Annotated in this window: 25 protein-coding genes; 16 read left to right on the top strand and 9 right to left on the bottom strand. The window is 67.0% G+C overall.

Going from position 1 to position 25,038, the window contains the following annotated elements:
• The first annotated feature begins 401 nt into the window (after positions 1 to 401).
• A complete protein-coding gene (locus tag QT386_RS16295; protein ID WP_289274797.1) occupies positions 402 to 1,706 on the top strand; it encodes an Ig-like domain-containing protein in 1,305 nt (434 codons plus the stop codon).
• 186 nt (positions 1,707 to 1,892) lie between these two features.
• On the top strand, positions 1,893 to 2,030 hold the full coding sequence (locus QT386_RS16290) for a hypothetical protein (RefSeq protein WP_289274796.1): 138 nt from the start codon (positions 1,893 to 1,895) through the stop codon (positions 2,028 to 2,030).
• Between the two features lie 413 nt (positions 2,031 to 2,443).
• Here QT386_RS16290 and QT386_RS16285 read toward each other — a convergent pair whose 3' ends face one another.
• The 4 genes from QT386_RS16285 to QT386_RS16270 all read right to left on the bottom strand — a co-directional run bounded on the left by QT386_RS16285 (position 2,444) and on the right by QT386_RS16270 (position 6,304).
• Positions 2,444 to 4,279 carry a thrombospondin type 3 repeat-containing protein gene (locus tag QT386_RS16285; protein ID WP_289274795.1) on the bottom strand — a complete coding sequence of 612 codons (1,836 nt, stop codon included), beginning with the start codon at positions 4,277 to 4,279 and terminating at the stop codon, positions 2,444 to 2,446.
• Between the two features lie 131 nt (positions 4,280 to 4,410).
• On the bottom strand, positions 4,411 to 5,301 hold the full coding sequence (locus tag QT386_RS16280; RefSeq protein WP_289274794.1) for a carbon-nitrogen hydrolase family protein: 891 nt from the start codon (positions 5,299 to 5,301) through the stop codon (positions 4,411 to 4,413).
• Positions 5,298 to 5,900, bottom strand: a complete 603-nt coding sequence (locus QT386_RS16275; protein WP_289274793.1) for a GNAT family N-acetyltransferase — start codon at positions 5,898 to 5,900, stop codon at positions 5,298 to 5,300. The genes QT386_RS16280 and QT386_RS16275 overlap by 4 nt, the downstream gene beginning before the upstream one ends.
• Positions 5,900 to 6,304, bottom strand: a complete 405-nt coding sequence (locus tag QT386_RS16270; RefSeq protein WP_289274792.1) for a ketosteroid isomerase-related protein — start codon at positions 6,302 to 6,304, stop codon at positions 5,900 to 5,902. Before QT386_RS16270 ends, QT386_RS16275 begins: the two co-directional genes overlap by 1 nt.
• 110 nt (positions 6,305 to 6,414) lie before the next feature.
• Here QT386_RS16270 and QT386_RS16265 point away from each other — a divergent pair, with 110 nt between their 5' ends.
• A complete protein-coding gene (locus QT386_RS16265; protein WP_289274791.1) occupies positions 6,415 to 7,092 on the top strand; it encodes a CmcI family methyltransferase in 678 nt (225 codons plus the stop codon).
• Positions 7,093 to 7,096: 4 nt separating this feature from the next.
• Here QT386_RS16265 and QT386_RS16260 read toward each other — a convergent pair whose 3' ends face one another.
• From QT386_RS16260 to QT386_RS16250, 3 genes are all read right to left on the bottom strand, one after another.
• Positions 7,097 to 7,939, bottom strand: coding sequence for an aspartyl/asparaginyl beta-hydroxylase domain-containing protein (locus QT386_RS16260; protein WP_289274790.1), 843 nt, complete (start codon positions 7,937 to 7,939; stop codon positions 7,097 to 7,099).
• A gap of 105 nt (positions 7,940 to 8,044) precedes the next feature.
• A complete protein-coding gene (locus tag QT386_RS16255) occupies positions 8,045 to 8,227 on the bottom strand; it encodes a hypothetical protein (protein WP_289274789.1) in 183 nt (60 codons plus the stop codon).
• A gap of 97 nt (positions 8,228 to 8,324) precedes the next feature.
• Complete coding sequence (locus tag QT386_RS16250; RefSeq protein ID WP_289274788.1) at positions 8,325 to 9,461, bottom strand: acyl-CoA dehydrogenase family protein; 1,137 nt, start codon at positions 9,459 to 9,461, stop codon at positions 8,325 to 8,327.
• A 116-nt stretch (positions 9,462 to 9,577) separates the two neighbouring features.
• On the opposite strand from QT386_RS16250, the gene QT386_RS16245 reads away from it, so the two are divergent.
• Positions 9,578 to 11,263, top strand: coding sequence for an AMP-binding protein (locus tag QT386_RS16245; RefSeq protein ID WP_289274787.1), 1,686 nt, complete (start codon positions 9,578 to 9,580; stop codon positions 11,261 to 11,263).
• A 160-nt stretch (positions 11,264 to 11,423) separates the two neighbouring features.
• Here the strand turns inward: QT386_RS16245 and QT386_RS16240 are convergent, their stop codons facing one another.
• Both QT386_RS16240 and folD read right to left on the bottom strand, forming a co-directional pair.
• A complete protein-coding gene (locus QT386_RS16240; protein WP_289274786.1) occupies positions 11,424 to 12,521 on the bottom strand; it encodes an NADH:flavin oxidoreductase in 1,098 nt (365 codons plus the stop codon).
• A gap of 2 nt (positions 12,522 to 12,523) precedes the next feature.
• Positions 12,524 to 13,378: a bifunctional methylenetetrahydrofolate dehydrogenase/methenyltetrahydrofolate cyclohydrolase FolD gene (folD, locus tag QT386_RS16235; RefSeq protein WP_289274785.1), complete on the bottom strand. Its 855-nt coding sequence runs from the start codon at positions 13,376 to 13,378 to the stop codon at positions 12,524 to 12,526.
• Between the two features lie 69 nt (positions 13,379 to 13,447).
• On the opposite strand from folD, the gene ccmA reads away from it, so the two are divergent.
• From ccmA to QT386_RS16175, 12 genes are all read left to right on the top strand, one after another.
• Positions 13,448 to 14,050, top strand: coding sequence for a heme ABC exporter ATP-binding protein CcmA (gene ccmA, locus QT386_RS16230; RefSeq protein WP_289274784.1), 603 nt, complete (start codon positions 13,448 to 13,450; stop codon positions 14,048 to 14,050).
• Positions 14,047 to 14,712, top strand: a complete 666-nt coding sequence (gene ccmB / locus QT386_RS16225; protein WP_289274783.1) for a heme exporter protein CcmB — start codon at positions 14,047 to 14,049, stop codon at positions 14,710 to 14,712. Before ccmA ends, ccmB begins: the two co-directional genes overlap by 4 nt.
• Positions 14,709 to 15,458, top strand: a complete 750-nt coding sequence (locus QT386_RS16220) for a heme ABC transporter permease (RefSeq protein ID WP_289274782.1) — start codon at positions 14,709 to 14,711, stop codon at positions 15,456 to 15,458. The genes ccmB and QT386_RS16220 overlap by 4 nt, the downstream gene beginning before the upstream one ends.
• A 10-nt stretch (positions 15,459 to 15,468) precedes the next feature.
• Positions 15,469 to 15,594, top strand: a complete 126-nt coding sequence (gene ccmD / locus QT386_RS16215) for a heme exporter protein CcmD (RefSeq protein ID WP_301334364.1) — start codon at positions 15,469 to 15,471, stop codon at positions 15,592 to 15,594.
• On the top strand, positions 15,591 to 16,052 hold the full coding sequence (gene ccmE / locus QT386_RS16210) for a cytochrome c maturation protein CcmE (RefSeq protein WP_289274780.1): 462 nt from the start codon (positions 15,591 to 15,593) through the stop codon (positions 16,050 to 16,052). Before ccmD ends, ccmE begins: the two co-directional genes overlap by 4 nt.
• Positions 16,049 to 18,022 (top strand): heme lyase CcmF/NrfE family subunit, encoded by a 1,974-nt coding sequence (locus QT386_RS16205; protein ID WP_289274779.1) that lies wholly within the window; start codon positions 16,049 to 16,051, stop codon positions 18,020 to 18,022. Before ccmE ends, QT386_RS16205 begins: the two co-directional genes overlap by 4 nt.
• On the top strand, positions 18,022 to 18,537 hold the full coding sequence (locus QT386_RS16200) for a DsbE family thiol:disulfide interchange protein (RefSeq protein WP_289274778.1): 516 nt from the start codon (positions 18,022 to 18,024) through the stop codon (positions 18,535 to 18,537). The genes QT386_RS16205 and QT386_RS16200 overlap by 1 nt, the downstream gene beginning before the upstream one ends.
• Complete coding sequence (locus QT386_RS16195) at positions 18,534 to 19,016, top strand: cytochrome c-type biogenesis protein CcmH (protein WP_289274777.1); 483 nt, start codon at positions 18,534 to 18,536, stop codon at positions 19,014 to 19,016. Before QT386_RS16200 ends, QT386_RS16195 begins: the two co-directional genes overlap by 4 nt.
• Positions 19,016 to 20,269 (top strand): c-type cytochrome biogenesis protein CcmI, encoded by a 1,254-nt coding sequence (gene ccmI / locus QT386_RS16190; RefSeq protein WP_289274776.1) that lies wholly within the window; start codon positions 19,016 to 19,018, stop codon positions 20,267 to 20,269. Before QT386_RS16195 ends, ccmI begins: the two co-directional genes overlap by 1 nt.
• A 27-nt stretch (positions 20,270 to 20,296) precedes the next feature.
• Positions 20,297 to 21,139, top strand: a complete 843-nt coding sequence (locus QT386_RS16185; protein WP_289274775.1) for a MaoC family dehydratase — start codon at positions 20,297 to 20,299, stop codon at positions 21,137 to 21,139.
• Between the two features lie 61 nt (positions 21,140 to 21,200).
• Positions 21,201 to 22,109 (top strand): UTP--glucose-1-phosphate uridylyltransferase GalU, encoded by a 909-nt coding sequence (gene galU / locus QT386_RS16180; protein WP_289274774.1) that lies wholly within the window; start codon positions 21,201 to 21,203, stop codon positions 22,107 to 22,109.
• Positions 22,110 to 22,156: 47 nt separating this feature from the next.
• The gene (locus QT386_RS16175) at positions 22,157 to 25,006 is read left to right on the top strand and encodes a 2-oxoglutarate dehydrogenase E1 component (RefSeq protein ID WP_289274773.1); all 2,850 of its coding nucleotides are present in this window, start codon (positions 22,157 to 22,159) and stop codon (positions 25,004 to 25,006) included.
• Positions 25,007 to 25,038: the final 32 nt, after the last annotated feature.

Genomic DNA, 25,038 nt, shown 5'->3' with positions numbered 1-25,038 from the left:
GCCCGGCCTACGCTGATCGAGCCGGCGATGCCGCTGTTCATGTCCTGCTTGTCGGCGAACACCCCGCCGATCGAGGGCGACACGTACCAGCGCTGGTCGTACTTGCCCGCGTCCTGCGCGGACGCCGTGGCGGCCCAGAGCAGGCCCGCCGCGGCCAACCATGCAAATTTCGACATTCTTGTATCTCCCATCCCTGAAAGAGCTGCGGAGGCGACTGTACCGTGCAAAGGGGGTCCGCGACGAATTTTTAGGCAACGCCCGAGGGGCTGATTGCTACCAATCGTCAGAAAACCACTTGCAGGCGCGCAACCGGTTCGCCCAATGGCATAATATTTTCCACGAACCCGGGTGCAAACTCCACAGGCCCGCCGGTAACCCATCCGCTCAGGGAGCGTTTCGAGATGAAAGGACTTCGTTGGTTGTTGGTGATGAGTGCGCTGGCTGTCGCTGCTTGCGACGGCGGCCCCAAGAGTCCGGACTTCGAGCCGGAGACCACGATCTCGGACTTCCGGATCGCCGGCCCTGCGCCCGCCACGGCTGAACTGGGCCCGCAGTCGGTGCCGGTCGGCGCCACCCGGGACGTGCGTGCGCTGGCGACGATCACCACCACCGTACCTCCCGGATACACGGGCACTCCCGCGCCGGTGACGGTCGAGGGTCGCCAGGTTGTGCGGCTGCAGGACCAGGATGTGACTACCGATACCAGCTGGAGCAGCTCGCCCGACACCGTTGCCGGCGTGGATGGCAACGGCCGCATCACTGGCAAGGTCCAGGGCAACACCACGATAACGGCCAGCTACAAGGGCAAGTCCGACACCCTCGCGGTGACGGTGACGAGCGCGACCCTGGCCGGTGGTTCGGTGGAGTGCATCCGCCCCACCACCACCGCGGCTCCGTCCTGCCCGACCAGCGATGTCTATAGCCGTACCCCGGGCATCGACGTGACCTTCGAGGCGATCGGCCGCTTCTCCGACGGCCAGCTTTATCGCATTGCCAACCCGCCGCACACCCTGGCCTGGACCAGCACCGTGCCGACGGTGGCGGCCAACACCACGGCCGCCAGCAGCACCTTCCGCACCGACAACGTCGGTTCGACGGTGATCGCCGGTGAAGTCACCGGTGGCGTCACCCCGCTGCCGGTGCCGGCGTCGGCCGATGCCACCCTCAACGTTACGGCGGCCAACGAGTTCTGCGACACCGAATTCCCGGCGGGCTCCCAAATCCTGACCGAAACCTGCCTGGGTTGCTCCGTCAGCGATGGCGATCCGAGCCGCATCACGGATGCCAATCTCGAGACCTTCGCCACCTTGAACATCCCGCTGGGCCTGCTGACCTTGTCCAACGTTTCGGTGACCGTGGTCAGCCCGACCACGATCCTGTCCGGCAGCCCGGTGGGCTTCCTGCTGAGCCGCACCACCAACGACATCCTGGCGGCCCAGCTGCTGGGTAGCCTGGAAGTGGTCACCCTGCGTCGCGAAGGTGCCAACCTGGTCGAGATCGACGATCCGGCGACCAACTCCGAAGTGCTGCGCCTGACGCTGCTGGGTATCCGCCTGCCGGAAGCCCCGCAGTTCCTGCTGACCACCGGCAACACGACGCAGAACTACGATGCCGTGAAGCTGACGTTCCGCGGCGGCCTGCTGTCGCTGCTGGCTGCGGTCAACGTCAACACGGCTTGCTCGCGCGCTCGCCCGGCGACACCGTAAGCCTTTGCATCCTGGTTTTGAAGAGGGCGCCCTTGTGGCGCCCTTTTTTTGCCTGCCTTCCGGACGGGCATTTGCTTGAACGCCCCTGGCCAGTGGCGACTCCTGCAGGTACCACCACTCGACCCTCTGGAGGGCGGGGACGTCCCCTTGCTCCTGGGGACGGCTCTCCGGAAGTCTGGTCAGTTCGTGAACCTGGATCGCGGACGGGCGCAGAGCTACGACCCGCTGCTTCCTGCCCTGGTGCTTGACGGAAAGCGGTTCGAGCCATCGCCCTTTACCTTCACCCGCCAAATGGGCTTTGCGCTGCCGCCGGTGAACTGCTGATTGATGGTTGATACCGCATCACGAAATCACCCGGAGGGGACGAGGTGCCTGCTGGCAGCAATGGCAGCCAGCGGGCAGCGCGCGTTGCCGGGTGTCCTGTCGGGGGTAACCGATTCCTGCTCATGGATGCAGGCGGGCACTCGCTGCGGTCACCGCAGCCTCGTGCCTGCTTCGGCACGTCACACAAGGATGACGGCCCGCCGGGATCAAGCCTGGTGATGAGGTGGGGCGTGCCTTGGCTGATGCCTGACCGGCTGGACCTGGGGCGTCGAGCGCCAGTCCATGGGGGCCGTACCCGGCTTCAATCAGATAGCTGCTGCCATCGCCACGGATCGCATGCCATGCGGGACCAGCCAAAGAAAAACCCCGCCAGGCAAGCCTGGCGGGGTTCTTGAGTCACTACGGCTTGGGCTTTACTCGATGACCTTGAGTTCCACGCGGCGGTTTTCCTCGCGGCCCTCTTCGGTGTCGTTGGTATCGATCGGGCGGGACTCGCCGTAACCCACGGGGTTCATGCGCGGGGCTTCGATGCCGCGGCCTGCCAAGTAGGTCTTCACCGAGTTGGCACGGCGCTCCGACAGGCCCAGGTTGTAGGCGTCGGTGCCGACGTTATCGGTGTGGCCTTCCAGGTCGACCTTGATCGTCGGGTAGGCCTTCAGCGTCTCGGCCACCTCGTTGAGGATCAGCTTGGCCGGCTCGGTCAGGCGGTCGGAGTCGAACTCGAACTTCACGCCACGCAGGATGAAGTTCTTGTCCAGCGCGCAGCCGTTGGCGTCCACCGCCTCGCCCGGACGCGGCTTGCGGCAGTCACCGGTCAGGGCGCAGCCGTTCGGCAGGACCTTGGCACCCGGCGGCGAGCGCGGGCACTCGTCGAGGTAGTCGGGGATGCCGTCGCCATCGCTATCCAGCGGGCAGCCATCCGGCCCCACGGCAACACCGCGCGGAGTCTCCGGGCACTTGTCCATGAAGTCGGGCACGCCGTCGCCGTCCGCATCCGCGGCCGGGCAACCATCCGGACCCACGATCACGCCCTTCGGGGTATTGGGGCACTTGTCGTAGGCGTCGGGGATGCCGTCGCCGTCGGAGTCGATCGGGCAGCCATCCGGGCCCACCATCACGCCGCGCGGGGTGCCGGGGCACTTGTCGAGCGAATCGGGCACGCCGTCGCCGTCGGAGTCGGCCGGGCAGCCGTTGGCATCAACCGCAGTGCCCTTCGGGGTGCCGGGGCACTTGTCGAGGTAGTCGGGCACGCCGTCGCCGTCGGTGTCGACCGGGCAGCCGTCGGAGTACACCGTCACGCCCTTGGGCGTGTTGGGGCACTTGTCGAGGCGATCGGGTACGCCGTCGCCATCGCTGTCGGTGGGGGTGCCACCAAAGCTGCGGCGCAGGCTCAGGCCAATGGTCTGGGCCTTGTACTCGCTCTCGAGCGTGGAGGAGGTGAACGAGCCGTCGGCGGCGGTGGGCGACTGGCCCGAGGCCTCCATGTCATCGCCCACGACGTAGCGGTAGTCGAGCGACAGGGTGGTAGCGTCGCTGAGGACGAAGCCGACGCCGGCGCCCGCCTGGTACACCAGGCCAGAAGCCTTGTCCGACAGGCCGGCGGACTTCAGGTCGAGGTCGCTCTGCTGGAAACCGGCGCCCACGCCCACGTAGGGGATGATGGAGGAGCCGAAGTCGAAGTCATACCAGGCGTTCGCCATCAGACGCGCGGTGGTCAGCTTGCCGTCGTTGCTCAGGGAGACGGCGCCCGCCTGGGTATTGACCCTGGAACCATCGACGTCGTTCTCGGAGATGGCCAGCGACAGTTCAGGACGGAAGCCACCGTCAAACAGATAGCCCAGGCTGCCGGCAATGCTGTAGCCGCCATCGAAGGTGATCTGCGCGCGCGCCGGAGCGAGGCGCTGGGTGTTGGTGCTGCCGGGGGTGCCCGGGGTGGTCGTGCCAGGGCCGAGCAGAGTGAGCAGGCAGCCCTGGACGCCCAGGCCGCCGACGGCGCCGTTGAGCAGCGGGCCGAGGCCCGGCAGCGCCTGCAGCAGGCAGTTCTGCTGGGAACCCGGTGTGGCCGGAGTGGTGGAGGTGATGGACGTATTCAGCGTGCCGTCCGAATCCTCGACCGCGGAGTACGAACCGCTGAGGCCGAAATACCAGCCCGGCTCGTAGGCATTTGCAGAGGTCGACAGCATTGCAGCCGCCGTCGCTCCGATCACGGCGGCGCTCTTCAGCGCCGCTCCCAACCGCTTGTTAAACATGTGGCCCCCGGAATTGGATATGTACCGCTCGCGCGATCTTAGCCGGTTCCAGCATGAGGTATCAACGCTATCGCCGCGTCGGCAGTAGGAATTTTGGCCGCCGGAGGCAAATCTGGCGGCAATCCTGCAATTTAACCGAGCTTGAGCGTTTCGACCGGGGTGCCGGCTGGCGGCTGGCGGGGCCAGTCCCGGTGATTGAAGACCTGGCCGGTTTCCCTCACGGCGGCGAGGGTTTGCGGGTCGATGCTGGCGTAGATCCAGCCTGGCTCGTCGAGCGTGCCGCCGGCCAGTACGCCATCCGCCGGGTAGCCACGGTCCACCGGGGTATAGAAACCGGCAGCGCCGATGTTGACGTCCACCGCCGGCGACCAGGGGGCCTCGCCCACCAGGGGAGCCTGGATCACATAGCACTGGTTTTCCAGCGCCCGGGCCTGTGCGCCGATGCGCACACGGTGGTAGCCGGCGAGGGTGTCGGTGCAACTGGGTGCCAGCAGCAGGTCGGCCCCGGCCTCCACCATGGCACGGGCGATCAGCGGAAACTCGACGTCATAGCAGGTGCAGACGCCGATGCGCCCCAGCGCGGTGTCAAAGATCTTCAGGCCGATGCCGGCGCCGATGTCCCATTGCTCGCGCTCGAAGCGCGTCATCATCTGCTTGTCCTGATGCTGCATGCCGCCGTCCGGCGCGAACAGGAATACGCGGTTGCGGTAAGCGTCGCCTTCCCGCACCGGGAAACTGCCGGCCACCAGGTAGACGCCCAGTTCCCGCGCCAGGCGGGCATGCAGCGCCTGCCAGCGCGGCAGCAGATCCTGCATGGCGGCGATCTGGCCGTGCAGGTCGGCACGCAGCGCGGGGCCCAACAGCGAAGCCAGCTCCATGCTCGCGTACTCGGGGAAGACCAGCAGCCGGGCCTGCCGCGCAGCCGCTTCCTGGCACCAGCCCGAGAGCTTGCCCTCGAATTCCTCCCAGGCGGCGAATTCGCCGACCGGATACTGCGCCGCCGCCACGATGAAGCCGCTCATGCCGCTGCCAGCCGCTTGCGCCAGAACACCAGGGTCTTGTCGCTGCTGGCGGCATCGCCCACGTCCAGCCAAGACATGCGGCACTGCAGGGCAGCGTCCCGCACGTAGCCGCGGCGGCCCCAGAAGGTATCGTTGGGCACGTAGCCCGCAGGACGCATGGGGTGGTTGCCGGGGCGGTCCACCGCGCAGAAGGTCGCCCAGTCCAGGCCCAGTTCGCGGCCGTGGGCCTCGCGCTCCTCGAAGAAGCGCACCCCCAGGCCGCGCCCTCGGTAGGCCCGCAGCAGCAGGGACTCACCGAAGTAGTGGTAGCGTTCCAGCGGCAGCCCGGCGGCCCGGAAAGGCTGGCGCATCTCTTCGTGGGCAGCCGCCAGCGGCAGGCTGGTGGAGGCGCCCACCGCCTTCTCGCCGTCGCGGACCATCACGATCAGGCTGTCGGCGCAGGCAATGTAGGTCTGCAGGTAATGCGCCTCGTAGTCGGCCGTGCCGTCGTAGAGGTAGGGGAACTCCTTGAAAACGGTGATGCGCAACTGCGCGAGTGCCTCAACGTGGCGGGCGATGTCGCTGCCCCGCAGCAGGTCCACGCGCAATTCACCGTCCATTACTGCACCTGGGCCAGCCAGTCCTGCAGGTTGTAGTAGTTGGTTACGCGAGCGATCTTGCCGTCGCGGATGTCGAAGAAGGCGCCGGCCGGCAGGCGGTAGGTCTGGCCGTTGGCCTCCGGCAGGCCAGCATCGGTAGCCAGGTACTCGCCGAGCACCGTGAACTCCGCCGCCGCACGGCGGCCGGAGGGCTCGGCCAGCACCACGATGTCGGCGATCTGCTCGCGGTAGTTGCGGTTCATGCGCTGCATGAAGGCTGCGAAAGCCTCGCGGCCGTGCTCGCGCAGGCCCTGGTTGACGTCATGCACCACGTCCTCGGTCAACATGCCGAGGAAGGCGTCCATGTCACCGGCGTTGAAGGCGGCGTAATAGCGGCCGATCAGCTGGCGTGCCTGGTCGGTCATCGTGGCTCCTTGGGAATCAAGCCGGCATTCTAGCGACCAAATGCTTGTTGGCGGAGGCCGCCGCCGCTAGTCTCCAGGATCCTCTGCGGCGACCGAGCCATTGTCCTCCTATGAACCCCAGCAGCACCACGCTAAGTGACGCGGAAATCGAGATCGTCCGCCAAGCCAATATCCTGTATTTCCAGCGCGGCGGCTACCAGACCGGCAGCTGGATGGGCTATCCCTCGGCGAAGTGTCCCATGGACATGTGGGCCTACCAGGAGCTGATGCACCGGGAGCAGACTGATCTCCTGATTGAGACCGGCACCTACAAGGGTGGCTCCGCGCTGTACTTTGCGCAGCTCTTCGACGCGATGGGACGCGGGCAGGTGATCACTATCGACATCAAGCAGCGCCAGAACCTGCCACAGCATCCGCGGATTCGCTACCTAACGGGTTCCTCGGTGACGCGCGCTATTCTCGAGCAGGTTCGGGAGATCGCCTGCCAGGCCCGGTCGCGAATGGTGATTCTGGACTCGCGCCACGAGATGCCCTTCAAGTTCTTCGAGATGAAGCTCTATGCGGAATTCGTGACGCCCGGCAACTACCTGATCGCGGAGGATACCTCTTTCGACCACTACCCGGCGTGGCCGGAGTTCGGGCCGGGGCCCGCGGCCGCCGTCCACAAGTTCCTGTCTGAAACGCCCGAATTCGAGGCAGACCCGGAGCCGGAGAAGCACCTCCTGAGCTTCTCGCCCGGCGCCTTCCTGCGCCGCCGGGCTGCCGCCTTCGCCGGGGCAGCGGGCTAGGCGCTCAGGGCAGAGAGGGGTTCCCGGACAGGCGGGCGATCATGTCTGCCGTCCAGCACAGGGCATCGGGATCGCGTGCCGGAATCCTCTGAAGGTTCAGCATGGAGGCCACGATGGCGTCGCTCACGCCGTCGGCGCGGTTGCGGGCGATGGCCTCCCGGATCGCGACATCCCCAGGGTAAGGCGCGCGCCTGAGAGTCTTGTCGCGGATACGGGCCTGGTGCTCGGGGTATTCCTCGCCGTGCAGGAACTCCGCCTCCTCCAGGCGCCGGCGCAGAGTCTGGTTGAAGCCCACGTCCATCAGCAGGTGCACGCGCGCCGCATCGCCATTCACCAGTCCATGGGGCTGACTGTTGTCGAAGCTCCAGGCCGAGCCCAGCCCGAAGTGCAGCGAGCGGTCCTGAGCAACGATGAAGGCCCCGGGATTGGTGAAGACCGGCACGTGAATCCGGTAGTTGTCCTGCCACTCCCTGGCGTTGTCTACATGGCTGAGGCTCACTCCCTGCGCGGCTACGCGGAACAGGTAGGCGAACCGGGCCCCACCAAAGGGGCCATCCACCGCCAGCAGGCGCCGCAGCTCCGGTGCCGACTCCAGCATCGGGTGGTCATGGGGCTCGCCCTCGCAGATGTCGCGGGCATCGCCTTGCTGGCCGCCGCGCAGGACGCACATGGTAGTGGCTGGGTGAATGTCCTCGGAGCCGTTCGCCAGCCAGGACCGGGAAGTGATTCTCAGGCACTCGTCCTGCAGTGCGGCGACGTCGATGACGACAGCGAAGCGCAGGAAAGAGCGCTTGGGAAACTCAGGCGAGAGCATGGCCGGCACGTTGACGGCACAAGGACAGCCCATGGAAAGGCTGCGACTTTGACGAGGAAAAAGCCAAGTGAGGCTCAGCGGCGAGGTTGCCCCTCAGGGTGAAGGAGCCGTAGCTCGGCCTAGGCCACTCTGCCGCGCTCACGACGGCCCAAAGCTACCGACCTCGGATGCGACTTTGTAAAATTTGCCCTCGGTTTTCAGCACGGGACTGAGATCAACCACGCGCGGCGGCTGATAAGGACGGCGAGCGGTGGGCGCTGCGCTCGCGGGGCAGCCCTTTGGCAGATCGTCGAGTGCTGTGGATTTGTGATGGTCGTTCATTAGAGGTCCGATGTTGAGCGGTCGAAGATTTGAATTAGTCTGACGCGGCGCTGATCCGTTGGCAAATGCGCCTCAGGACCGGCTCGATGCGGGGATTTCAGTAGCCCATCTGCTTGCCGGCCAAGTCCTTCATGATCTCCAGCGAGCCGCCGCCGATGGTCAGCACCTTGGTCTCGCGGTAGATGCGCTCCACCTTGGCACCGCGCAAGTAGCCGGCACCGCCGAGAATCTGCATCGCCTCGTTGGCCACCCACTCCAGCGAGGTGGTGGCGAAGTTCTTCAGCATGCTGAGCTCCGCCACGGGGAAGTGCTTCTGGCCGATGCGCCAGGCCAGGAAATCCAGGTTGGCCTTGACCGCTTCGTTGCGCATGCGCATGTCCACCAGCTTGTGGCGGATCACCTGGTTGCGGATCAACGGCTTGCCGAAGGTCTGGCGCTCGCGGGCATAGGCCAGCGATTCCTCGTAGCAGACCTGCGCGAAGGCCCAGGCCTGGGCTGCCAGCATCAGGCGCTCGTTGTTGAAGTTCATCATGATTGCCATGAAGCCGGCGTTCTCGGGGCCGATGCGGTTGGCCACCGGCACGCGGCAGTTGTCGAAGTACAGCGTTGCCGTGTCCGAGCACCACCAGCCCATCTTGTGCAGCGGCGAGCGCGTCAGGCCAGGGGTGTCGCCCTCGATCACCAGGAGCGAGACGCCGCCCATGCCGTCGGCGCCGGTACGCACCGCCGTAGTGATGAAGTCGGCGCGCATCCCCGAGGTGATGAAGGTCTTGGAGCCGTTGACCACGTAGTGATCACCGTCGCGCACGGCCTTGGTGCGCAGGTTGGCCACGTCGGAGCCGCCGCCGGGTTCGGTGATGGCCAAGGCTGCGATCTTCTCGCCGGCCAGCACTGGGCGCACGAAGCGCTCCTTCTGCTCGGCATTGCCGACGTGCGCCACAGGCGGGGTGCCGATGCCGTGCGACATCAGGCTGGCGATCAGGCCGCCGCTGCCGGCGCGGGCCAGTTCCTCGGTCACCACGATGCCATAGAAGGGATCGACCTCGGTACCGCCGCAGGCCTCGGGAAAGCCGATCTGCAGCAGCCCGGCCTCGGCGGCCTTGCGATGCAGCTCGCGCGGAAGCTCCTCGGCGGCTTCCCATTTGTCGATGTTGGGGGCAATCTCCTTTTCGACGAAGCGGCGCAGCTGCTGGCGGAAGGCCTCGTGGTCTTCGGTGTAGAACGGATGCTTCATGGTTATGTTTATTACCGCGGGGGCGGTTCGTGGTTGTCGATGGTCACAACATAATCCCCGCGCCGAGCGTCACGCAACCCTGTGCGTTCGGTAATAATAATTATCGAGGAGTGACGATGGCCGTCATTGACGAGTCCTTGCTGCCGCTGAACCGCCTGTATCACTGGGAGGCCACGCAGCCCCAGGCCATCTACCTGTCGCAGCCGCTCGGTGGCGGGAAGATGCGCGACTACCACTGGGCGCAGGTCGCCGACGAGGCGCGGCGCATGGCCGCCTACCTCAAGTCCTTCGGCTGGGAGCCGGGCTCGCGCGTGGCGATCCTGTCGAAGAACTGCGCCTGGTGGGTCATGTCCGACCTGGCGATCTGGATGGCCGGCTACGTCAGCGTGCCGATCTACCCGACCCTGACCGCCGACTCGGTGAAGCAGATCCTGCAGCACAGCGAATCGCGCGCTTGCTTTGTCGGCAAGCTCGACGACTGGAACATGATGCGCGCCGGCGTGTTCGGCAGCGCCGTGAAGTGCATCCGCTACCCGCTGTCGCCGGCCGAGAATTTCCCCGAGTGGGACGAGATCGTAGCGAAGACGGCGCCGCTGCCGGGCAAGCCCCTGCGCCGCACCGACGACCTGGCCACCATCGTCTACACCTCCGGCACCACGGGCATGCCCAAGGGTGTGATGCACCTGTTCCGCAGCATCGCCTGGTCGGCGGAATCGCTGCGCCAGCGCTTCGGTAGCCGGCCGGACGACCGCATGCTGTCCTACCTGCCGCTGGCGCATGTCGCCGAGCGCTGGGTAGTGGAAGCCGGCTCGCTCAGCGCCGGTAGCCGGGTGTTCTTCGCCGAGTCGCTCGACACCTTCCCGCAGGATCTGCGTCGCGCGCGCCCCACGGTCTTCATCTCGGTGCCGCGCCTGTGGGTGAAGTTCCAGCAGGGTGTCTACGCCAGGATGCCCAAGGAGAAGCTGGAGCGCCTGCTGAAGATTCCCCTGGTCGGCGGCCTGGTGAAGCGCAAGATCCTCGCCGGCATGGGCCTGGACCGCGTGCGCTTCGCCGGCGGCGGCGCCGCGCCGATGCCGCCGGACCTGCTGACTTGGTATCACGGCCTGGGCCTGGAACTGCTGGAGGGCTACGGCATGACCGAGAACTTCGGCTGCTCCCACAGCAACCTGCCAGGGCAGGGCAAGCCGGGCTATGTCGGCGTGACCTATCCGGGCGTGGAGTGCCGCATCGGCGAGGGCGGGGAGGTGCAGATGCGTTCCCCGGCGCTGATGACCGGCTACTTCAAGGAGCCCGAGAAGACCCGCGAAACCCTGACCGAGGACGGCTTCCTGCGCACGGGCGACAAGGGCGAGATCGATGCCGAGGGCCGCCTGCGCATCACGGGCCGCGTGAAGGACCTGTTCAAGACCTCCAAGGGCAAGTACGTGGCGCCGTCACCGATCGAAGACCGGCTGGTGACCCATCCCACCATCGAGGCCTGTTGCGTGGTCGGCGCCAACTACCCGCAGCCGATGGGCATCGTCATGCTGTCACAGGACGCCGTGAACCATGCCCGGACCCCGGTTGAACGCGAGGCGCTGGCAGCCTCGCTGGGCCAGCACCTGGATCGCATCAACGCGGAGCTGGACCCGCACGAGCAGATGGACTGCCTGGCGGTGGTGACCGAGCAGTGGACCGTGGAGAACGGCTTCATCACGCCGACGCTGAAGGTGAAGCGACCGGCGATCGAGTGCAACTACGCCAAGTACTTCGATGGGTGGCTGCGGCAGAAGAAGGCGGTGGTCTGGGCCGCATCGACCTGAGCGACTCAGTGTCGCTCAGGTCGATGTAGAGGGAGGCCAGGGAAGGCAACTCTTTTCCCCTCGCCCGCATTGCGGGTGAGGGCGCTGTAGATTTCCATGAGCGGCACCGACGGGCTTCCAAAGCCCCTCTCTCCCGCACGCGGGAGAGAGGAGACCCGAGCTACTCGGCCACGAACTTCGGCCAGGTCCTCATGTACTCCACGAACTTCGGCCCCAGGCCTTCGTTGCGCAGGTAGTCCGCCGTTACCGGCGTCCTCACTGGCTGGAACTCGGCATCGCCGCGCACGCGCTGTGGGAAGTCGTGGTGCAGGATCGCGGAGCGGCCAATGGCGACGAAGTCGGCGCCGGCCTGCAGGCAGGCCTGGGCTTCCTTGGCGCCGCGGACCTTGCCGGCGGCGCCAAGGCGCACCGTGCCGCGGTCCAGGCGGGTGAACCAGGACAGCAGGCTGCTGCCGTGGTAAGCCTCTTCGATCGGCTCCTTGAAGGCGTCCCAGAGCGACAGGTCCAGGTAGTCGATCTTCGCTTCGCGGAACAGGCGCTCGCAGATCTCGATGACCTCGGACATCTTCTGTCCGAAGCGCTCCGGCGAGATGCGCAGGCCCAGGTTGAAGTCCGGACCGCAACGCTCGCGGATGCCGTCGATGATGCGGAACAGCACGCGGCAGCGGTTTTCCAGCGAGCCGCCGAATTCGTCCTCGCGCTGGTTGAACTCACTGCTGATGAACTGCGCCACCACGTAGCCATGGGCGCCATGCACTTCCGCGCCATCGAAGCCGGCCTTCTGCGCGCGCACGGCGGCGGCGATGAAGGCTTCGATCAGTTGCTCGACCTCGGCGTGGCTCAGGCCACGGGCACCGGTTTCCTCGAAGGGCGAGGGGCCCACCGGCTGCAGGCCGTTGTTGAGGTCCTTGGGCGAGCGCACGCCGGCATGGTGCAGCTGCACCGTGGCCAGGCTGCCTTCCTGGCGGATGGCGGCGGCCAGGCGCGTCAGGCCCGGCAGCTGACTGTCGTCCGAGATGCCGAGCTGGCCGGGAAAACCGCGGCCCTCCATCTGCACGAAAGCGGCGCAGGTCATGGTCATGCCGAATCCGCCCCGGGCGCGCTTGACCAGCCAGTGGAACTCGTCATCCGAGAGCTGGCCGTCGTCGTGGCTCTGCAGGTTGGTGAGCGGCGACAGCATCAGGCGATTCTTCATCGCCGGGCCGTGAGCGAAGGACATCGGGGCAAACAGGTCGGTCACAGGGGCTTTTCCGTCCATGGTCACTTCGCCCGCAGCACGGCGGCCTCCAGGGTGTTCTGCATCAGCATGGCCACGGTCATGGGGCCGACGCCGCCGGGCACCGGGGTGATGAAGGCGGCACGCTCGCGGGCGGCCTCGAACTCGACGTCGCCGCGCAGCTTGCCGTCCGGCATGCGGTTGATGCCGATGTCGATCACGGTAGCGCCGGGCTTGATCCAGGCGCCCTTGACCATCTCGGGCTTGCCCACGGCCACCACGACGATGTCGGCTCGGGCCACTTCGCCGGCGACGTCGGCGGTGAAGCGGTGGCAGCAGGTTGCGGTGGCGCCGGCCAGCATCAGCTCCAGCATCATCGGGCGGCCGACATTGTTGCTGGCGCCGACGACCACGGCGGTGCGGTGCTTGAATGGCTCGTTCACCGACTTGAGCAGTTCGATCACGCCATAGGGGGTGCAGGGGCGCAGCATCGGCAGGCGCTGGGCCAGGCGGCCGAGGTTGTAGGGGTGGAAGCCGTCCACGTCCTTGTCCGCCCGGATGCGCTCGATCACCTGCGTGGTGTCGATCTGCGCCGGCAGCGGCACCTGCACGAGGATGCCGTCGACACTGTCGTCGGCGTTGAGGCGGTCGACCTCGGCCAGCAGCTGCTCCTGGGTGACTGAGGCGTCGAAGTGCACCGGCACCGAGCGGATGCCCAGTTCCTCGCAGGCCTTGCGCTTGCTGCGCACGTAGACCTCGGAAGCCGGGTCCTCGCCGACCAGGACGGTCGCCAGGGCAGGGGGGCGGTGGCCGGCGGCGACGCGCGCGGCGACGGCGGCACGCACGCGATCGCGGACGGATTGGGCGACGGCTTTGCCGTCAATGAGCTGTGCAGGCAAGAGAATGTCCCTAACGGAGAAGGGGAATGATCGGCTCCTATTCTAAATGCGGCTAGAATTCCGCGCCTCATGTCGCTCCAGCCCTTCCAGCTAGAAATCCGCGATCTCGCCGTCCGGCGCGGGCCGCGCATGCTGTTCGAGCGGCTGGACCTCTCGCTGTCCGATGGCGAGATACTGCACCTGCAGGGTGCCAACGGTGCTGGCAAGACCTCCTTGCTGGAGACCCTGGCGGGCTTGCGCCGCCCGGCCTCGGGCCAGGTCCTGGGCCTGCCGGAGGAGCGGGGGCTGCACTGGCTGGGTCATCGCAACGCGCTGAACCTGAGCCTGTCGGTACTGGAGAACTTGGAATTCTGGTGTGGCCTGAACGGCGCCTCGACGTCGGCCTGCCAGCCGGCGCTGGAGCGCGTTGGCATCTGGAAGCTGCGCCACCGCCTGGTGCGCACGCTGTCGGCCGGGCAGAAGCGCCGGGCCGCGCTGGCGCGGCTGCTGGCGCAGCGCCGGCCCCTGTGGCTGCTCGACGAACCCCTGGACGGCCTGGACCGGCAGGGCCTGGAATTGTTCGCCCAACTGCTCGGCGAGCACGCGGCCGGCGGCGGCGGTGCCATCGTCACCAGCCACCAGCCGCTGCCGGCGGGCCTTTCCGGCGTGCGCAACCTGGTGCTCAGCCGGTGAACGCGGCACTGGCCATCCTGACCCGCGAACTGCGGCTAGCCCTGCGCTCGCGCATGGACTGGCTGCTGCCGCTGCTGTTCTTCGTGATGGTGGTGCTGCTGTTCGGTCTTGGTGCCCGCCCCAACGATCCGGTCCTTGCGGGCTTTGCTCCCTCCATCCTCTGGGTGGGCGCATTGCTGTCCATGCTGCTGACCCTGGACCGCCTGTTCCGGGCCGACTACGAGGACGGCACCCTGGAGCAGCTGTGCCTGGCCGAGGCGCCGCTGGCCTTGACCGTAGGCGCCAAGCTGACGGCACACTGGCTGCTCACCGGACTGCCGCTGGTGCTGCTGGCGGCACCGCTGGCGGTGGCCCTGCAATTGCCGGTCGCCGGCCTGCCCGCGCTAGTCTGGGGCCTGGCCCTGGGTACCCCGGTGCTGAGCTTCGTCGGCGGCTTCGCCGCGGCCCTGACCGTGGCCCTGCCGCGCGCCGGCCTGCTGCTGCCTCTGCTGGTGCTGCCCCTGCTGGCGCCGGTACTGATCTTCGGGGCCGGCGCCGTGCGCGCCGCCCTCGGCGGCCTGGATGCGGCCGCTCCGTTATACTTCCTGGCGGCGGTCCTGGTGCTGTGCCTCACACTGGTTCCCTGGGCCGCCGCCGCAGCCTTGCGCAACGCCTTCGAATGAGCTCCTGGACCTGGTTTCACCGGCTGGCCTCGCCGCCGAGTTTTTACCGCCTGGCCGACCGCCTGGCCCCCTGGCTGGGCTGGCTGGCGCTGGCCCTGCTGGGCTATGGCTGGATCAACGGCCTGTTCTTCGCGCCGGAGGATTACCAGCAGAAGGACGCCTACCGCATCATCTATGTCCACGTGCCGGCCGCAGCGCTGTCGCTGTCGCTCTACGTCGGCATGGCAGTGGCGGGCTTCGTCGCGCTGGTCTGGCGCATGAAGCTGGCCGAATCGGCGCTCATCGCCATTGCCCCGGTCGGCGCCAGCTTCACCGCCCTGGCCCTGGTCACCGGCATGCTCTGGGGCAAGCCGATGTGGGGCGCCTACTGGGTCTGGGATGCCCGCCTGACCTCCGAGCTGGTGCTGCTGTTCCTCTATCTCGGCGTGATTGGCCTCTGGCAGGCCTTCGAGGACCCGCGGGCCGCAGCCCGCGCCTGCGCCCTGCTGGCGGTGGTCGGCGTGATCAACGTGCCGATCGTGAAGTACTCGGTGGACTGGTGGAACAGCCTGCACCAGGGTTCCACCATCCTGAAGATGGGCAAGCCCAGCATCACCGCCGCCATGGCGTACCCGCTGTTCGCCTCGGTGATCGGCAGCTACCTGTTCGCCGGCTACGTGGTGCTGCGCCGGCTGCAGAACGAATTGTTGTCTCGCGAGGCCGGCACCGCCTGGGTGCGTGAACTGATGGGGAGGTCCCGTGTCTGAGATCCTGGCCATGGGGGGATACGGCCTGTACGTCTGGGGCAGCTTCGGTTGTGGCCTGGCCGTATTGGCCTGGAATGCGTTGTCGCCCCTCCTGGCGCGACGAGCATTGATGCGCCAAATGACGGAATCCGAATGACCAAGCGTCAAAAACGAATGGCAGCAGTCCTGCTGCTGCTGGCGGGCCTGTCCGTGGCCGCTGTGCTGGGCTTCACCGCCTTCAGCAAGAACATGATGTATTTCCAGACCCCCAGCGACATTGCCGGCGGCAAGCTGCCGGAGGGCGCGCGTATCCGACTGGGCGGCCTGGTGGAGAAGGGCAGCGTGCAGCGCGGCGAGGGCCTGGTGGTGAACTTCAGCGTCGCCGACTGCGATGCCAACCTGCCGGTGCGCTACGAAGGCATCCTGCCGGACTTGTTCCGCGAAGGGCAGGGCGTGGTCGCCATGGGGCACATGGACGGCAAGACCTTCGTCGCCGACGAGGTGCTGGCCAAGCATGACGAGAACTACATGCCGCCGGAGCTGGCCGAGAAGCTGACGACGCCGGACGGCAAGCACTCCTGCGCGCAGTTCAAGTCCATGGGAGGCAGCACATGATCCCGGAGATCGGCCATTTCCTGCTGATCGTGGCGCTCGGCGTCGCGGTGCTGCAGTTCCTGGTACCGTCCTGGGGCGTGTGGAAGGGTGACGCACGGGCGATGGCAGTGGGGCAATCGGCGGCCCAAGTGCAGTTCGCCCTGGTGTTCCTGTCCTATCTCTGCCTGACCTGGGCCTTCGTCCAGAAGGATTTCTCGGTCACCTACGTTGCCGCCAACTCGCATTCCGAGTTGCCGCTGATGTACCGAATCAGCGCGGTCTGGGGCGCGCATGAAGGCTCGCTGCTGCTATGGATGCTGATGCTGGCCGGCTGGACCGGTGCGGTGTCGGTGTTCAACCGCCGCTTGCCGGCGGACATCACCGCCACCACTCTGGCGGTGCTGGGCGCGATCTCGATCGGCTTCCTGTCGTTCATGCTGCTGACCTCCAACCCCTTTGACCGCCACTTCCCGGTGCCGGCGGACGGCAAGGACCTCAACCCGTTGCTGCAGGACCCTGGCCTGATCATCCATCCGCCGATGCTCTACATGGGCTACGTCGGCTTCTCGGTGGCCTTCGCCTTCGCCATCGCCGCGCTGGTTTCGGGCCGGCTCGACGGCGCCTGGGCGCGCTGGACGCGTCCCTGGACCACCACCGCCTGGCTGTTCCTGACCATGGGCATCACGCTGGGCTCCTGGTGGGCCTACCACGAGCTGGGCTGGGGTGGCTGGTGGTTCTGGGACCCGGTGGAGAACGCCTCCTTCATGCCCTGGCTGGTCGGCACCGCGCTGATCCACTCGCTGGCGGTCACCGAGAAGCGCGGCCTGCTGAAATCCTGGACCGTGCTGCTGGCGATCATCGCCTTCTCGCTGTCGCTGCTCGGCACCTTCCTGGTGCGCTCCGGCGTGCTGGTGTCGGTGCATGCCTTCGCCACCGATCCGGCGCGCGGCGTCTACATCTTGGGCTTCCTCGCGGTGGTGCTGGGTAGTGCCTTCTCGCTCTACGCCTGGCGCGCGCCGCGGCTGAAGAGCGACGGCGACCTGGCCTTCTTCTCGCGTGAAGGACTGCTGCTGCTGAACAACGTCTTCCTGGTGGTGGCTGCCGCCGCGGTATTCCTGGGAACCCTTTACCCCTTGTTCGTCGATGCCCTGGGCATGGGCAAGATCTCGGTCGGTCCGCCGTATTTCAATGCGGTCTTCATCCCGCTGACCGCGCCGCTGGCGGTACTGCTCGGACTGGGCATGGCGGTGGGCTGGAAGCGTGCCAAGCTCAAGGAGGTGGTACGCCAGCTGCGCTGGCCGGCCGCCTTGGCCGTCCTGCTGGCCATCGTCCTGCCGTTCCTGTGGGTGGATGGCATCGGTTTCGCGGTGTTCGGCGGCGTGCTGCTCGGCTGCTGGGTTCTGCTGACCTCGGTGCATGATCTCTGGGGCCGCGTGCGCGCCAAGCGCTCGCTGCTTAATGGCCTGTCTTCCGTGCCGCGCAGTGTCTGGGGCATGACCATGGCGCACATCGGCCTCGGCGTCTGGGTGCTGGGCGTGGCTTTCGTCAGCCTCTACAGCGTGGAGCGCGACGTGCGCCTGGCGGCCGGCGAGTCGGCCGAGCTGCATGGCTACCAGTACTTCCTGCGCGGCGTGGACCCGGTGCGTGGCCCTAACTACGATGCCGACCGCGGCACCGTCGAGGTCACGCGCGACGGTGCCAGCATCACCATCCTGCATCCGGAGAAGCGCCTGTATCGCGCCCAGCAGAGTGTGATGACCGAGGCCGCGGTGGATGAGTCTCCCATCCGCGATCTCTACGTCGCCCTGGGTGAGCCCTTCGACAACGGCGACTGGAGCCTGCGCATGTACTACAAGCCGGCGATGCAGTTGGTCTGGTGGGGCGGCTTCATCATGTTCTTCGGCGGCATCCTGGCCGCGTCGGACCGTCGCTACCGGCTGACGAAGCTGGCGCAGGCCCCGGTGGGCGCCGACGGCAAGGTGGGCGCCTGATGCGCTTCCTGATCCCGGCGGCGCTGCTGGTGGTCCTGCTGGTGTTCCTTGGCATCGGCCTGACGCGCGATCCTCGCGAGGTGCCGTCGCCGCTGGTCGGCAAGCCCGCACCCGCCTTCGATCTGGCGCTGCTCGGCGAGCCGCAGCGCTACACGCAGGACGATCTCAAGGGCCGCCCCGTGCTGGTCAACTTCTGGGCCAGCTGGTGTGCCGGCTGCCGTGTCGAGCATCCCTTGCTGGTCAAGCTGGCGGGCGAGGGTGTCGAAATCATCGGCATGGACTACAAGGACACCGACGAGGCCGCGCGGCAGTGGCTGCAGCGGCATGGCAATCCTTATCGCCGCGTGGTGCTGGACGCACAGGGCACGGCCGGACTGGACTGGGGAGTCTACGGGGTGCCCGAGACCTTCGTGCTCGATGCCAACGGTACCATCGTCTACAAGCAGATCGGCCCCATGACCGAGCAGGCCTGGACCGAGAAGATCAGGCCGCTGCTGCAGGGGCAGAAGTCGTGAGCCCGAGGCACTGGGCGCTGGCCCTGCTGCTGGCCCTGCCGGTGCTGGCCGCCGCCCAGCCGCAGGCCGAGGAGCCGCCGCTGACCGTTCAGGCGACACTGGATGCCGGGCAGCAGGAGCGCTACCGCCGCCTGATCCACGAGTTGCGCTGCCTGGTCTGCCAGAACCAGACCATCGCCGATTCCAATGCGCCGCTGGCGCAGGACCTGCGTTCCCAGGTGGAGCGTCAGATCGCCGAGGGCCGCAGCGACGATGATATCCGCCACTACATGACGGCCCGCTACGGCGACTTCGTGTTGTACAAGCCGCCGGTCCAGCGCAACACCGTGTTCCTGTGGGCCGGCCCCTTCCTACTGCTGCTGGGCGCGCTGGCCATCGCCCTGCGTCAGCTGCTGCGCCGCCGCAACGCGGCCGCCATCACCCCCGCCGCGCCCGATCCCCAGGCGCTGCAGAAACTGCTCGACGAGGACCGTCCGTGATGCTCGCGTACCTGGGCATGGCAGCCCTGCTGCTGCTGGCCTGCCTGTGGCTGACCCGACCCTACTGGCGTGCGCCCGGCGCTGCCCTGCTGCGCCGCAAGACGGCCAACGTCGCCGTATACCGCTCGCGACTGGCCGAGATCGACGCCGAGGCGGAAGCCGGCGTGATCGAGGCCGAGTCCGCTGCCCAGCTCAAGCAGGAGCTGGCGGCACGCCTGCTGCAGGATGCCGAGCAGCCGTCCGAGGCGCCGGTGGAGAGTGACCGACGTCGCTGGGCGACGACCGCCGTGGTCGTGGTGGTGCTGGCGGTTTTTGCCGGTGTCTTCTACTGGCAGCAGGGCAGCTGGCGTACCCAGGAGCTGGTGGCCCTGGCCGCCGTGAACCCGGGTGCCGCACAGCAGGACGCGGTGGGCGAAATGGTGGACAAGCTGGCTGCCAAGCTCGAGCAGAGCCCGGACGACCTGGAGGGCTGGGCCATGCTGGGCCGGTCCTACTTCGTCATGGAGCGCTACGCCGATGCCGCGCGTGCCTACGCCGAGCTCAACAAGCGCCTGCCGCAGCCGGAAGCCGACCTGCTGGTGGCGGAAGGCGAGTCCCTGGGGCTGGCGCGGGACCGCGATCTCATGGGGCGCCCGCAGGAGCTGTTCCAGCAGGCCCTGAAGCTGGATCCGGAGAATGGCAAGGGGCTGTGGTACGCCGGCCTTGCAGCCGCGCAGGCCCGCGACCTGCCGGCGGCGCGTGATCACTGGCAGCGCCTGTCGCGGCAGGAGCTGCCGCCGGAGCTGCGCCAGGTGTTGGAGGCCCAGCTGGTCCAGTTGGCGCAGGCCCTGGGCGAGCCCGCCGCGGCGCCGGCTGCTCCGGTCGCGGCCCAGGCCGAGGCAACGGCGCAGGTGCCGGCGGGCGAGGGCCCGCGGTTGCAGGTGAAGGTGGCCCTCTCTGCCGAACTGGCGGCCAAGGCGCCGCCGGGCAGCATGCTGTTCGTGTTCGCCAAGGCCGAGCAGGGGCCGCCGATGCCGCTGGCGGTACAGCGCCTGCCGGGGGCAAAGCTGCCGCTGGAGGTGGTGCTGGACGACAGCATGGCGATGATGCCGCAGCTCAAGCTGTCGCAGTTCGATCGCTGGACCGTGACGGCCCGGATCACGGCCGGCGGAGGTGTGAAGGCCGAATCGGGCGATTGGGAAGGAAGCCGTACGGTTTCAAGAGTAGAATCCGCACAGCCCATTGCACTGACCATCGACCGGGTCGTGCCCTGAAGAGTTTTTCCCTTGCCGATCAATACCATGCTTGAACAAGTTCCCTCCGCGCTGCCGTTGCTGCTGAAGGCTGCCGGCACCGGCCGGCGCAAGCCGGGCCGCGATCCCCAGATTCCCGCCCTGTCCACCGGCATTGCCAGCCTGCGCGCCGATCCGGCCAAGCTCGCCGCCTACTGCCAGGTCTGCGGCTTCGAGCCGGGCGATACCCTGCCGATCACCTACCCGGCGGTGCTGGCCAACCCGCTGGCGATGCACCTGATGTCGCAGCCGGAGTTCCCGCTGCCCATGCTGGGCATTGTCCACGTGCGCAACCTGATCGAGCAGAAGCGGCCGCTGCGCGCCGACGAGTCCTATGCCGTGAGCGTGCGCACCGGCGACACCCGCCGCGTCAAGGCTGGCCTGGAGTTCGAGCTGGTGATCGAATTCAGCCTGGAGGGCGAGGTGCTCTACACCTGCACCATGGGCGTGCTGCACCGCATGCCGGGGCCCAAGCAGGGTGGCGGCAGCCGTCCTTCCGTGCCGCCGGCTCAGTTGGCCGAGTACCTGACCCTGGACGTGCCCGAGAACCAGGGCCGCCGCTACGCCGCGGTGTCGGGCGACTACAACCCGATCCACCTGTACGCCTCGACCGCCAAGCTGCTGGGCTTCAAGCGGCATATTGCCCACGGCATGTGGTCGCTGGCCCGCTGCGCCGCACTGCTGCAGCCGGGGCTGGGGCGCCAACCGTCCGTGCTGGACGTGTCCTTCAAGCAGCCGGTGTTCCTGCCGGCCAAGGTTGCGGTGAAATACCAGCGCAACGGTGACCTGCTCGACTTCGCCTTGCTGGCTCGCAATTCCGACAAGGTCCACCTGAGCGGCTCGCTGCGCTGAAACTTGCGTTAAAATCGGCGCTCAAGCAGCGAAAACACAAAGAGATTCCCAGGAGCAGTCCATGCGGATCCGTAAAGCAGTCTTCCCCGTCGCCGGCCTCGGCACCCGATTCCTGCCGGCAACCAAGGCGATTGCCAAGGAAATGCTGCCGATCGTCGACAAGCCCCTCATCCAGTACGCGGTGCAGGAGGCGATCAGCGCCGGTGCCGAGGAGCTGATCTTCATCACGGGCCGTTCGAAGAACTCCATCATGGACCACTTCGACAAGGCCTATGAGCTCGAGACCGAGCTGGAGCAGCGTGGCAAGGAAAAGCTGCTCGCCATCGTGCGCGAGGTGCTGCCGCCGGGCGTGACCTGCATCTTCATCCGTCAGGCTGAGGCGCTGGGCCTGGGCCACGCCGTACTCTGCGCTTGGCCCGCGGTGGGCGACGAGGACTTCTCGGTGATTCTGGCGGACGACCTGATCGACGGCAAGCTGCGCCCCTGCCTGGCGCAGATGCAGCGCGTCTACCAGGAGTACGGCACCAGCGTGGTCGCGGTGCAGAAGGTCCCCAAGGACGAGATCTCCAGCTACGGCGTTGTCGAGGTCCAGCCGGTCGCGCCGGGCCTGGGCGAAGTCCGCCGCATCGTCGAGAAGCCCAAGAAGGAAGACGCCCCCAGCGACCTGGCGGTGGTCGGCCGCTACATCCTGACCCCGCGCATCTTCAAGCTGCTGGAGCGCACTCCGCGCGGTGCCGGTGGCGAGATCCAGCTGACCGACGCGATCAGCATGATGATCCAGGAGCAGACGGTGCTGGCCTACGAGTTCGAAGGCACGCGCTATGACTGCGGCTCGAAGCTGGGCTATCTCAAGGCCAACGTCGAGTACGGCCTGAAACACGAAGAGATCGGTGGCGAGTTCACCCGATACATGAAAGACATGGCGGCGGACCTGAATTCCCTCGCCCCCAAGGAAAAGAAGCAAGGCTGACCCCGCGACGCCCTTTGCGCGGAGGAAGGCACATCGAAGGACAGGATATGGCGACAAGCAAGTATCAGAGTTTCATCGAATCTTCCTCCATACAGGGTGCCAACGCGCCCTATGTCGAGGCGTATTACGAGCAGTTCCTTGAGGATCCGGATTCGGTCGATCCGGGCTGGCGGGCCTACTTCCGCAACGTGCAGGACCAGAGCGCACCGCGCGAGGTCGCCCACAGCGAGGTGCTGGCGCGCTTCGAGCGCATGGCGCGCGAGCCGCGCCGCGTCGCGGCCGCCGAGGCGGGCTTCGATGCCCGCGCCGCCGAGAAGCAGGCCGGCGTCCTGCGATTGATCAACTACTACCGCGTCCGCGGCCACCAGGTGGCCAAGCTCGATCCGCTGGGCCTGGCCCCGGTCGATCCGGTGCGCGACCTCGATCCGGCCTTCCACGGCCTGGGCCCCGAGGACTTCGAGACGGTGTTCAACACCGGCTCGCTGGCCGGCCCCGACCGCCTGCCGCTGAAGGACATCATCAAGCTGCTGAAGGCGGTCTACACCGATACCATCGGCGCCGAGTACATGTACATCACGGAGACGGCGCAGAAGCGCTGGATCCAGCAGCGCCTCGAGACCACCGCCTTCCAGCCCAAGCTGACCGCGGACCGCAAGAAGGAAGTCTTCAAGCAACTCGTGGCCGCCGAGGGCCTGGAGCGTTACCTGCACAACAAGTACGTCGGCCAGAAGCGCTTTTCGCTGGAAGGCGGCGACTCGCTGATCCCGGCGCTGGACGAGGTGCTGCAGGGCTGTGCCGCGCGTGACGTCGAGGAAGTCGTGATCGGCATGGCCCACCGTGGCCGCCTCAACGTGCTGGTCAACCTGCTGGGCAAGTCCCCGGCGGACCTGTTCGCCGAGTTCGAGGGCAAGTACTCCGCCGAGTCCCTGAGCCGCGCCGGCGACGTGAAGTACCACATGGGCTTCTCGACCGACGTCGAAGTGGCCGGCAAGCGCCTGCACCTCGTGCTCGCTTTCAACCCCTCGCACCTGGAGATCGTCAACCCGGTGGTGGAGGGAAGCGTCAAGGCACGCCAGGTGGCGCGCGGTGACGACATCGGCCAGCGTGTGGTGCCGATCCTGATCCACGGCGACGCGGCCTTCGCCGGCCAGGGCGTGGTCATGGAGACGCTGCAGCTGTCGCACTCCAAGGGCTACAGCACCGGCGGCACGCTGCACGTGATCGTCAACAACCAGATCGGTTTCACCACGCCGAATCCGATCGAGGCCGAGCCGGGCCGCGAGGCGCGCACCTCGCGTTACTGCACCGACCTAGCCAAGATGCTGGAAGCGCCGGTGTTCCACGTCAACGGTGATGACCCGGAGGCCGTGGTGTTCGTCACACGCCTGGCGATGGACTTCCGCAACGAGTTCCACAAGGACGTCATCGTCGACATCTGCTGCTACCGTCGCTGGGGTCACAACGAGGCCGACGAGCCGTCCGTGACCAGCCCGGTGATGTACGAGGCGGTCAAGAAGCACCCGACCACCATGACCCTTTACGCCAGGAAGCTGGAGGAAGAGGGCGCCATCGTCCGCGGCGACGCCGAGGAGCTGACCAAGGCCTACCGCACCGGTCTCGACAAGGGCGAGAACATCGCCCGCATCACGCTGGGCCTGGTGGGCAACAAGCACACCGTCAACTGGACCAAGTACCGCGAGGGCGGCTGGGATACGCCGACCGACACCTCGGTGACCCGTGACCAGGTGCAGACCCTGTCCGGCAAGCTGCTGTCATTGCCGGAAGGCTTCACGCTGCATCCGCGAGTGCAGAAGATTTACGAGGACCGCGCACGCATGGCGGCCGGTGACCTGCCGATGGACTGGGGCTTTGCCGAGACCATGGCCTACGCCGCCAACCTCAACGAAGGTTTCGACGTGCGTCTCTGTGGTCAGGACGTGCAGCGCGGCACCTTCTTCCACCGCCATGCCACCGTGCATGACTACAAGAACGGCGCACGCCACACCGCCCTGAAGACGCTGGTACCGGGCGAGCATCGCTTCTCGGTCAACGACACGCTGCTGTCGGAAGAGGGTGTGCTGGGCTTCGAATACGGCTACGCCACCACCGACCCGGAAACCCTGGTGGTGTGGGAAGCGCAGTTCGGTGACTTCGCCAACGGCGCGCAGGTGCTGTTCGACCAGTTCATCGCTTCCGGCTTCTCCAAGTGGGGACGTCTCTGCGGCCTCACGGTGTTCCTGCCGCACGGCTACGAAGGCCAGGGCCCGGAGCATTCCTCGGGCCGCCTGGAGCGGTGGCTGCAGCTCTGTGCCGAGAACAACCAGCAGGTCTGCGTGCCCTCCACGCCGGCGCAGATGTTCCACATGCTGCGTCGCCAGGTGAAGCGCAACTACCGCCTGCCGCTGATCGTGATGACGCCCAAGAGCCTGCTGCGCCATCCACTGTCGGTGTCGACGCTGGAAGACCTGACCAAGGGCCGCTTCCAGACCGTGATCCAGGAGACCGAGAAGCTCGACGCGGCCAAGGTCACGCGCGTCGTGTTCTGCTCGGGCAAGGTCTACTTCGACCTGTTCCAGGCGCGCGAGAAGGAGAAGTCCTACAACGTCGCGCTGGTGCGCATCGAGCAGCTTTATCCGTTCCCCAAGGATGGCTTCGAGGAGGCGTTGGCCAAGTATCCCAACGCCAAGGACGTGGTGTGGTGCCAGGAGGAGCCCGAGAACCAGGGCGCGTGGTACCAGATCAAGCACCGCCTCGCCGCGCATGTGCAGCCGCAGCACCGCCTGCTCTACGTCACCCGCGTGGGCTCGTCGAGCACCGCGGTGGGTTATCTCAAGGTGCACCAGAAGGAGCAGGAGGAGCTGGTTCGTGCCGCTCTGACTGCCGGCAAGCCGAACTGATCGGCTGCCGCCCCAGAACAGAACGAAACAGA

The organism is Solimonas sp. SE-A11, assembly GCF_030345715.1.
In the GTDB taxonomy this organism is placed as follows: Bacteria; Pseudomonadota; Gammaproteobacteria; order Nevskiales; family Nevskiaceae; genus Solimonas_A.
The sequence above is the reverse complement of the archived record's forward strand: the minus strand, read 5'-3'. Positions and strand labels throughout refer to the sequence as shown.